The 9574-nt window shown below is 68.7% G+C and carries 8 protein-coding genes, 1 tRNA gene and 1 pseudogene; 5 read left to right on the top strand and 5 right to left on the bottom strand.

Going from position 1 to position 9574, the window contains the following annotated elements; genetic code table 11:
* The 3 genes and pseudogenes from QZ483_RS10620 to QZ483_RS10610 form a co-directional block, all read left to right on the top strand.
* Positions 1 to 262, top strand: a pseudogene (locus QZ483_RS10620) (branched-chain amino acid ABC transporter permease); the annotation flags it as partial.
* On the top strand, positions 255 to 1109 hold the full coding sequence (locus QZ483_RS10615) for an ABC transporter ATP-binding protein (protein WP_297083782.1): 855 nt from the start codon (positions 255 to 257) through the stop codon (positions 1107 to 1109). The pseudogene QZ483_RS10620 and the gene QZ483_RS10615, both read left to right, overlap by 8 nt.
* Complete coding sequence (locus QZ483_RS10610) at positions 1106 to 1834, top strand: ABC transporter ATP-binding protein (protein ID WP_297083780.1); 729 nt, start codon at positions 1106 to 1108, stop codon at positions 1832 to 1834. The genes QZ483_RS10615 and QZ483_RS10610 overlap by 4 nt, the downstream gene beginning before the upstream one ends.
* A gap of 242 nt (positions 1835 to 2076) precedes the next feature.
* On the opposite strand, the gene QZ483_RS10605 is transcribed toward QZ483_RS10610, so the two are convergent.
* Together QZ483_RS10605 and QZ483_RS10600 are read right to left on the bottom strand one after the other, a co-directional pair.
* Positions 2077 to 3354 carry an ABC transporter substrate-binding protein gene (locus QZ483_RS10605; protein ID WP_297083778.1) on the bottom strand — a complete coding sequence of 426 codons (1278 nt, stop codon included), beginning with the start codon at positions 3352 to 3354 and terminating at the stop codon, positions 2077 to 2079.
* 216 nt (positions 3355 to 3570) lie between these two features.
* Positions 3571 to 4200: an ANTAR domain-containing response regulator gene (locus tag QZ483_RS10600; protein WP_297083775.1), complete on the bottom strand. Its 630-nt coding sequence runs from the start codon at positions 4198 to 4200 to the stop codon at positions 3571 to 3573.
* 98 nt (positions 4201 to 4298) lie between these two features.
* Between QZ483_RS10600 and QZ483_RS10595 the strand changes: the two genes are divergently transcribed.
* Together QZ483_RS10595 and QZ483_RS10590 are read left to right on the top strand one after the other, a co-directional pair.
* Positions 4299 to 4375 (top strand) — tRNA-Leu (locus QZ483_RS10595).
* A gap of 303 nt (positions 4376 to 4678) precedes the next feature.
* Positions 4679 to 5131, top strand: coding sequence for a methylglyoxal synthase (locus QZ483_RS10590; RefSeq protein WP_297083773.1), 453 nt, complete (start codon positions 4679 to 4681; stop codon positions 5129 to 5131).
* Positions 5132 to 5204: 73 nt separating this feature from the next.
* Here the strand turns inward: QZ483_RS10590 and pyk are convergent, their stop codons facing one another.
* From pyk to QZ483_RS10575, 3 genes are all read right to left on the bottom strand, one after another.
* A complete protein-coding gene (pyk, locus tag QZ483_RS10585; protein WP_297083770.1) occupies positions 5205 to 6626 on the bottom strand; it encodes a pyruvate kinase in 1422 nt (473 codons plus the stop codon).
* 42 nt (positions 6627 to 6668) lie between these two features.
* Entirely contained in the window at positions 6669 to 8135 is a 1467-nt protein-coding gene (locus QZ483_RS10580) for a glutamate synthase subunit beta (RefSeq protein WP_297083768.1), read from the bottom strand.
* On the bottom strand, positions 8128 to 9574 hold a 1447-nt coding region (locus QZ483_RS10575), incomplete at its 5' end, for a glutamate synthase-related protein (protein WP_297083766.1). The genes QZ483_RS10575 and QZ483_RS10580, both read right to left, overlap by 8 nt.

The following is a 9574-nucleotide window of genomic DNA, read 5'->3' as shown; positions in this document are numbered from 1 at the left end:
CCCCGCCTCCGTGTACGCGCTCGGCCTGGCGTACGGCTTGACGGGCTTCTGCACCGGACCCATCCTGGGATCGATCCTGTTCTGGGTCTCGCTCGTCGTCGTGCGTCAGGTCGCGAGCAGCGTGATCCCCGACACGTGGCTGTCGCCCATCGAACTCGAGCCCTTCTCGCTCGTGCTCGTCGGCATCACGCTCATGTGCCTGGTGATCTTCAGACCCCAGGGAGTTCTCGGAAACAAGAGGGAGCTGGCTCTCAATGGCTGACAACCCCTTCGCATCGGTTCCTCACGAGCCGGGTGCGCCCAAGCCGGACGCGATCGTCAAGGCGGACCATGTGCACCGCCACTTCGGCGGTCTGACCGCGGTCGACGTCGAGCACTTCGAGGTGCAGCGTCACGCCATCACGGCGCTGATCGGCCCCAACGGCGCCGGGAAGTCGACGTTCTTCAACCTCCTGACCGGCTTCGACAAGCCGCAGACGGGTGAGTGGCAGTTCAACGGGCACTCGCTCGTGGGCACCTCCCCCGCCAAAGTCGCGCGGGCCGGCAAGGTGCGCACGTTCCAGCTGACCAAGGCGCTCAACCGCATGACGGTCATCGAGAACATGCGCCTGGGCGCGGCCGACCAGGGTGGTGAGAACTTCTTCAAGGCGCTCGTGCCGCCCACGTGGCGCACGCGGGAGAAGGACATCACGGTCCGCGCCGAGGCGCTGCTCAAGCGCTTCAAGCTGTGGGAGAAGCGCGATGACTACGCCGGATCGCTGTCCGGCGGCCAACGCAAGCTCCTCGAGATGGCGCGCGCGCTCATGTCCGAGCCCGAGATGATCATGCTTGACGAGCCCATGGCAGGCGTCAACCCTGCGCTGACCGAGTCGTTGCTCGATCACATCGTCGAACTCAAGAACGAGGGCGTGACCGTCCTGTTCGTCGAGCACGACATGCACATGGTGCGACGGATCTCCGACTGGGTGGTCGTCATGGCCGAGGGGCGGATCATCGCGGAGGGCCCACCGGACACCGTGATGTCCAACCCAGCGGTGCAGGACGCCTACCTGGGTGCGCACCACGACACCGACCTGTCCGAGATCGATGCAACGGAGGAGGGCAAGTGAGCGACGCACCCGTCATCCTCAACGCCGACGACGTCTACGCGGGCTACCTGCCCGGAATCGACATCCTCAACGGCTGCTCGATGGAGGTCCGCGAGGGCGAGCTCATCGGCATCATCGGCCCCAACGGCGCCGGGAAGTCGACGTTCCTCAAGTCTCTGTTCGGCCTGGTCCCCATCCGCGAGGGCTCGGTCACGCTCCAGGGCGACGACATCACCAACCAGCGCGCGGACGAGCTTGTGCGCCGCGGCATCGGCTTCGTGCCGCAGAACAACAACGTGTTCCCGTCGCTCACAGTCCAGGAGAACCTGGAGATGGGCGTCTATCAGGCGCCGAAGTCCTTCAAGAAGGCGATGGAGCGCATCGGCGATCTCTTCCCCAAGCTCATCGAGCGACGGCACCAGCGCGCCGGTTCGCTCTCCGGCGGTGAGCGCCAGATGGTCGCCATGGCGCGCGCGCTCATGATGGACCCCCACGTGCTGCTGCTGGACGAGCCTTCAGCGGGCCTGTCCCCCGACCGCCAGGACGAGACCTTCGTGCGCACGCGCGAGATCAACAAGTCCGGCGTGACGGTGATCATGGTGGAGCAGAATGCGCGCCGTTGCCTGCAGATCTGCCACCGCGGCTACGTGCTCGACCAGGGCACGAGCGCCTACACGGCCACCGGTCAGGAGCTCCTCAAGGATCCCAAGGTGATCGAGTTGTATCTGGGCACGCTCGGCGCCTAGGCACCACGCACCCACGGAGCCCCCGTCGACCTCGCGGTCGGCGGGGGCTTCTGCATCGCCCTGGCGCGGCGCGGTGCTCTCGCACCCCGTCCGCTCCCCCGCGGTGTACGGAGGGCCGATGCGTGCTCACGTGAGCACGCATCGGCCCTGCGTACGTGGCCGCTGGGTCTCCGTGGCGCCGCACAGGCGAAGAGGGCCCCCGGCCGAAGCCGGGGGCCCTCTCGCTGTCAGATCTCAGTCGATCAGGACGGGACCTCGCCGAAGACCGCCTCGACCCAGTTCTGGGTGTTGTTGGCGTCGTACGAGTACACGCCGATGTAGGCGCTCGAGGGGTCGTTCGCCTCGTTCAGCGGACCGGAGCCGCCGACCGTCTGGAACGCGATCTCCTCGCCGGACTCGAGCAGCTCGACGCAGTCCGCGAAGGTCGAGCACTCGGTGCCGCCCTCCGAGCCGGACACCGCGGCGATGTTGGCCTGGATGGTCGGACCATCCGTGCCGCCACCGCGCACCGCGGCCAGCGCGACCAGCATCGTGGCGTCGTAGGACTCGGCGCCGTACGCGTACGAGTCGAGCGTCTCGCCGTGGACCTCATCCAGCCGGGCCTTGAAGTCGTCGTCGGGGTTCGCACCGGGGATGGTTCCCTGGGCGCCCTCGATGAGACCGTCGGCGACCTCGCCGTTGTAGTCCGCGGTGTTGCCGTCCGTCATGTACAGGTTGGCCGCGTCCAGACCGCCGGTGATCAGCGGGTCCAGGATCTGGGTGGTCTGGTCGAACGCGATCAGCGCGATCGCGTCCGGCTCGGTCGCCAGAACGGCGTCGACCTCGGCCTGGAAGTTGGTCGCGGCCGGGTCGAACTCCTCGCCCGGGTTGCCGTAGGTGATGGTGCCACCTGCGGCCTCGACGGTGTCCTTGATGACGTCACGCAGCGACGTGCCGTAGTCCTCGTTGAAGACCAGGATGCCGATGTTCTCGTGGCCGTCGTCCAGCATCAGCTGAGCAAGAGCGTTGCCCTGGACGGTGTCCGGCGGCGCGACGCGCGCGTAGAACGGGTCGTAGCCCGACAGCGTGGTCGCGGTGTTCGCAGGCGACACCATCATGACCTCGGCCGCGACGATGTCGTCGACCACGTTCAGCGTCACGGCCGACGAGGCCGCACCGATGATCGCGGACACGCCGTCGGACAGGAGGTCCGTGACGGTCTGCGAGGCGATCTGGGTGTTCTGCGTGTCGGACGAGTCGCCCTGGGTGACCTCGACCGGGTTGCCGAGCACACCGCCGGCCTCGTTGATCTCCTGCGCAGCGAGCTCGACGCCGGCGACCTCGGGCGGGCCGAGGAAGGCGAGCGAACCGGTCAGCGGCAGCAGCGTGCCGATCTTCAGGGGGTCGGTCGAACCGCCCTCGGAGCCGGAGCCAGAAGTGGCGTCGTCATCCGATCCGCCGTCTGACGAGCAGGCGGCGAGGGCGAGCGAAGCGGCAGCCGCGAAGGCCGCGCCACGCGCGATGGTGTTCCATCGAGCCATGTTGTGTTCCCTCCATGCTGGCGGAGTCTCCGCCAGTCGATCGGCCACGGGGTCGGTCCCCGCGGCGATAGTTCACCGTACCGTCGCGACGTTTCGTGTGTGCGTCCCGATCATCACGATTTTGTGACCTCGTTGCGCGATCACGCAGGTACTGGAGGGTGGAAGAAGGCGAAAGCGCCCGAATCGTGCACCGCGTGTCGCGGCGCACGGCGTGGCCTACTTCTTGTCTGAGCCCATCTGGTCGATCACGGCCTCGGCGACCTCGCGCATGGTGAGGCGGCGGTCCATCGAGGTCTTCTGGATCCAGCGGAAGGCCTCGGGCTCGTTGAGCCGCATGTTCTCCATGAGCAGGCCCTTCGCGCGCTCGACCTTCTTGCGCGTCTCCATGCGCTCGGTGATGTCGGCGATCTCCGACTCGAGCGCACGAATCTCCGAGAAGCGCGACGCGGCGATCTCGACGGCCGGCAGCAGGTCCGCGGGCGTGAAGGGCTTCACGACGTATGCCATGGCACCGGCGTCGCGCGCACGCTCGACGAGCTCGGTCTGGCTGAAGGCGGTGAGCAGGACAACGGGAGCGACGCGCTCAGCGGCGATCTTCTCCGCGGCGGTGATGCCGTCCATCACCGGCATCTTGATGTCCATCACGACGACGTCGGGCTTGTGCTCGATCGCGAGGGCCACGCCCTCCTCGCCGTTCGCTCCCTCGCCGACCACGTCGTAGCCGGCCTCCGTGAGGGTCTCGACGATATCCATGCGGATGAGCGCCTCGTCCTCCGCCACGACGGCGCGGCGCTTGCTGGTGGCAGGAGCGGCAGCGCTGCCTGCGGTGTCATTGGTCTCAGTCACCCCCTTAGAGTACTGGTGAACAGGGCACATGACCCAACCGGCGCATCGGCCCGGCGCTGTCACCTATCGCCCGCGCTACCCGCTAGCCTTGTTCAGCCGCCCCGATAGCCCAACTGGCAGAGGCAAACGGCTCAAACCCGTTCCAGTGTGGGTTCGAATCCCACTCGGGGCACCATTGCCAGGTGCCGTCACCCGGCCCGCGCACGCTGGTCCTCCACCAGGATCCGCGTGGTGCGCGAGGTCGCCACTGGTCCTCCACTGGGGCGCTCAGAAACGCGCGGCGAACCTGAGCGTGCCAGTGGAGCGTCAGCGTCGATCATGGCCCGATCCGGCGCGCCAGCGGAGCCTGGGTGTCGATCTGAGAGCGCCGTGGCGCATACTGGCATCACCGGTCAACGGCGCCCTCGCACCAGCCCAGTGGCGCCGGAACCTCCGGCGCCCCCTGGGAACTGACACCCGCATCCCGAAGGAGGACGTCATGACACCCATCAAGGCGCGCCACATCGCGCTCGTCGCCCACGACAACAAGAAGGTCGAGCTCCTCGAGTGGGCGAGCTTCAACAAGGGCTCGCTCGCGCGGCACCACCTGTACGCCACGGGCACCACCGGCAACCTGCTCGAGCACGAGCTGGGTCTCGCGGTCCACCAGTTCCTGTCGGGACCGGTGGGTGGCGATCAGCAGATCGGCGCCCGCATCGCCGAGGGCGGCATCGACATGCTGGTGTTCTTCTGGGACCCGCTCGAGGCGCAGCCGCACGACCCGGACGTGAAGGCGCTGCTGCGACTCGGCGCCGTGTGGAACATCCCGATGGCCTCGAACGTGGCGACCGCAGACTTCCTCATCTCCTCTCCCCTGTTCCACGAGGAGTACGAGCGGGCCAAGCCGTCGATCGGACCGCGCGACCCAGGACAGTTCCTGCCCGTGGCCTGACGCTCACCCGCAGCACGCGCAGGGGCCCCGCTCGATCCGAGCGGGGCCCCTTGGCGTCAGGACGGGAGGTGCGTCAGGCGCGCACCTGGCCGACCTTGTGGACGAAGATCGAGTTGGTGGTGCCGGGCACACCCACGGGCGTTCCGGACACGACCACGACGTAGTCGCCGTCGACGGCCTTGCCGTTGTCCTTGAGGTACGAGTCGACGAGGTTGACCATCTCGTCGGTCGAGTCGACACGCGCGACCAGTTCGGCGCGCACGCCCCAGCTCAGCGCCAGGCGCTTCTGGGTCTTCGCGTCAGGCGTGAAGGCGAGCATCGGCACGCTCGGGCGAAGACGGGCCATGCGCAGGGCCGAGTCGCCCGACTGCGTGAAGGTGACGATGTACTTGATGTCGAGCACCTCGGCGATCTCCGCCGCAGCGTGGGTGACCGCGCCGCCCCGCGTCTTGGGCGTGGTGAGGAACGGGGCGATGCGGGTGAAGCCCTTCTCCTCCGTGTTGCGCACGATGCGGGCCATGGTCTCGACCGTGATGATCGGAAAGTCGCCCACCGACGTCTCGCCCGAGAGCATGACGGCGTCCGTGCCGTCGAGGATCGCGTTGGCGCAGTCCGAGGTCTCGGCGCGGGTGGGCACCGGCGAGTGGGTCATGGACTCGAGCACCTGGGTCGCGACGATCACGGGCTTGGCGTTGGCGCGGCACAGCTCGATCGCGCGCTTCTGGACCAGCGGCACCTCCTCGAGCGGAAGCTCGACGCCCAGGTCGCCGCGGGCGACCATGATGCCGTCGAACGCGTCCACGATCTCCTCGAGGTTGGCCACAGCCTGCGGCTTCTCGACCTTCGCGACCACAGGAAGCGTGATGCCCTCCTCGGCCATGATGCGGGCGACGTCCTCGTAGTCCTTGGCGGATCGCACGAAAGACAGCGCGATGAAGTCCGCGCCGATGTTGAGGCCCCAGCGGAGGTCGTCCTCGTCCTTCTCGGACAGCGCCGGCACGGACACGGCGACGCCGGGGAGGTTGATGCCCTTGTTGTTCGAGACGGGACCGGGCACGACCACCGTGGTCACGACGTCCGTGCCGTCGACCACATCGGTCACCTCGAGACGGACCTTGCCGTCGTCGATCAGCAGGGTGTCGCCGGGCGAGCAGTCGCCGGGCAGACCCTTGAACGTGGTGCCGCAGATGTCCTTGGTGCCCTCGACATCGCGCGTGGTGATGGTGAACACGTCACCCACCGCCAGGTCGTGCGGGCCATCCGCGAACTTCTCGAGCCGGATCTTGGGACCCTGGAGGTCCACGAGGACCGCGACGTTGCGCCCGGCCTCCTGGGCCGCCTGACGCACGTTCCTGTAGACAGCCTCGTGCTCCTCGGTGCTGCCGTGGGAGCGGTTGATTCGTGCCACGTCCATGCCCGCGCCAACGAGCTGGCGCATGTTCTCGAGGGCGGCGGTGGCGGGGCCGATGGTGCAGACGATCTTCGCGTTTCGCATGTTCTCCAACTTAGTGTGTTCAGCGCTCGCGCGCCTGGGTATCTAGGCCCGGATCGCCTGGGTGTGCGCTGATACGGGGGCCGGCAGCTCAGTGGTGCCGACAAGGTATTCGTCGATGGCCGCGGCGGCCGCACGGCCCTCCGCGATCGCCCACACCACGAGCGAGGCTCCGCGGCCGGCGTCGCCAGCCACGAACACGCCGTCGATCGTGGTCGCGTAGTCGTCGCCGCGCTGGATGGCACCGCGGTCCGAGACTGACACGCCGCCCTGGGAGGACAGCAGTGAGGTCTCGGGGCCCGTGAATCCCATCGCGATGAGCACCAGGTCCGCGGGGATGTCGCGCTCGGTGCCCGCGGTCGGGGTGCGCGAGCCGTCCGGGTTGTACTGCGTGGTCGCGACACGCAGCGAGCGCACGTGGCCGTCCTCGTCTCCCACGAACTCGACGGTGGACGCGAGGTAGTCGCGCGTGCCGCCCTCCTCGTGGCTCGACGACACCTCGAAGACGCGCGGGTCGGTGGGCCACGGCTGCGAGCCGGGCCGCGACTCCGGCGGCTTCTTGCCGATCGCGAGCGTGGTCACGGAGGCCGCGCCCTGGCGCAGCGCGGTGCCGATGCAGTCGGAACCGGTGTCGCCGCCGCCGATGACGATCACGTGCTTGCCGGCGGCGGTGATCTGGTCGGGGACGTCGTCGCCCGCGGCCACCTGGTTTCCCTGGTGCAGGTAGGGCATCGCGAAGTGGACGCCGTCGAGGTCGCGCCCCGGGATCGGGAGGTCGCGCGGCACCGGAGCGCCGGTGGCCACGAGCACCGCGTCGTAACGCGCGCGAAGCTCGTCCCACGGGATGTCGGTGCCGATCTCGACGCCGGTGCGGAAGCGCGTGCCCTCTGCCTCCATCTGCTCGATGCGGCGGTCGATGTGGACCTTCTCCATCTTGAAGTCCGGCACGCCGTAGCGCAGCAGGCCGCCCAGACGGTCGTCCTTCTCGTACACGCGCACGGTGTGACCCACGCGCGTGAGCTGCTGGGCAGCGGCCAGCCCGCCCGGGCCCGAGCCCACGACGGCGACCGTGCGCCCAGTCTGGCGCTGCGGGATGTGCGGCTCCACGATGTTGGCCTCGAACGCGTGGTCGATGATCTCGACCTCGATGTTCTTGATGGTCACCGCTGGCTGGTTGATGCCCAGCACACAGGACGTCTCGCACGGAGCCGGGCAGATGCGGCCGGTGAACTCGGGGAAGTTGTTGGTGGAGTGGAGGCGGTCGATCGCATCCTCCCACTGACCCTCGCGCACGAGGTCGTTCCACTCGGGGATGAGGTTGCCGAGCGGGCAGCCCTGGTGGCAGAACGGGATGCCGCAGTCCATGCAGCGCGACGCCTGGCGGCGCAGCGTCGGCTCGTCGCGCTCGAGCTCGTCGCGCACCTCCTTCCAGTCGAGCAGGCGGACGGGCACGGGGCGGTAGGCGGGGACCTCCCGCTCGCGGTGCTTGAGGAATCCGCGCGGATCAGCCACGGGTCACCTCCAGGAACTCGGCCCACGCACCCGGGGCGCGCAGGTCTCCGCCCGTCGCCTCCAGCTCGGCGAGGGCGTCACGGACACGGGCGTACTGGGCGGGAAGCACTCGCGTGAAGCGGCCGCGAATCTCATCCCATCGCGCGAGCAGGTCCTTCGCACGGGGCGACTCCGTCGCGACGACGTGGCGCTCCAGCAGCGAGCGGACGATGACCTCGTCCTCGGGGTCGAGGCCACTGAGGCTCAGCTCCCCGTTGGCGAGGGCCAGGGCGTTGACGCGCTCGGGACGCAGGTCCAGCACGTAGGCGGTGCCGCCCGACATGCCCGCGCCCAGGTTGCGCCCGGTGCTGCCGAGGATCACGGCTGTACCACCGGTCATGTACTCCAGCGCGTGGTCGCCCACGCCCGCCACGACCGCCGCGGCACCGGAGTTGCGCACCAGGAAGCGCTCGCCCACCTGGCCGCGCAGGAACAGCTCTCCCCCGGTCGCTCCGTAGCCGATGACGTTTCCGGCGATCACGTCCTTGGTGTCGTCCATCATCGATTCGCGGTGCGGGCGCACCACGATGCGGCCGCCGGACAGGCCCTTGCCCACGTAGTCGTTCGCGTCGCCGAGCAGGCGCAGCGTGATGCCACGCGGCAGGAAGGCGCCGAACGACTGGCCCGCGGATCCGGTGAAGGTGATGTCGATGGTGCCGTCGGGCAGCCCCTCGCCGCGGTAGCGCTTGGTGACCTCGTGACCCAGCATCGTGCCGACCGTGCGGTTGACGTTCTTGATCGGCACGTCGAACTGCACCGGCTCGAGACGCTCGAGGGCTCCCTCGCAGCGCGCGATCAGTTCCTGGTCGAGCGCGACGTCGAGGCCGTGGTCCTGAATCGTGGCGCTGATCAGCGCGCGGCCCGGCTCCGGCTGCGCGAGCACCGGAGCGAGGTCGAGGCCCTTGGCCTTCCAGTGGTCGATCGCCTGGCGCGAGTCGAGCACCTCGACGTGGCCCACGGCCTCCGCGATGGTGCGGAAGCCCAGCTGCGCGAGCTGCTCGCGCACCTGCTCGGCGATGAACTCGAAGAAGGTCACGACGAACTCGACCTTGCCCGAGAAGCGCGAGCGCAGCTCCGGGTTCTGGGTCGCGACGCCCACGGGGCAGGTGTCGAGGTGGCACACGCGCATCATGATGCAGCCCTCGACCACGAGCGGCGCGGTCGCGAAGCCGAACTCCTCGGCGCCCAGCAGCGCGGCGATCACCACGTCGCGGCCGGTCTTCATCTGGCCGTCGACCTGGACCACGATGCGGTCGCGCAGGCCGTTCACCAGCAGCGTCTGCTGGGTCTCGGCGAGGCCCAGCTCCCACGGGGTGCCGGCGTGCTTGAGCGAGTTCAGCGGGGCCGCACCGGTGCCGCCGTCGTGCCCGGAGATCAGGATGACGTCGGCCTTGAGCTTG

Source organism: uncultured Demequina sp. (genome assembly GCF_913055775.1).
Lineage (GTDB): Bacteria > Actinomycetota > Actinomycetes > Actinomycetales > Demequinaceae > Demequina.
This window is presented reverse-complemented; position numbering and strand designations above follow the sequence as displayed.

Coding starts and splice junctions, on each gene's coding strand:
- QZ483_RS10615 (WP_297083782.1), top strand. CDS start 255: ATGGCTGACAACCCCTTCGCATCGGTTCCTCACGAGCCGGGTGCGCCC.
- QZ483_RS10590 (WP_297083773.1), top strand. CDS start 4,679: ATGACACCCATCAAGGCGCGCCACATCGCGCTCGTCGCCCACGACAAC.
- QZ483_RS10605 (WP_297083778.1), bottom strand. CDS start 3,354: ATGGCTCGATGGAACACCATCGCGCGTGGCGCGGCCTTCGCGGCTGCC.
- pyk (WP_297083770.1), bottom strand. CDS start 6,626: ATGCGAAACGCGAAGATCGTCTGCACCATCGGCCCCGCCACCGCCGCC.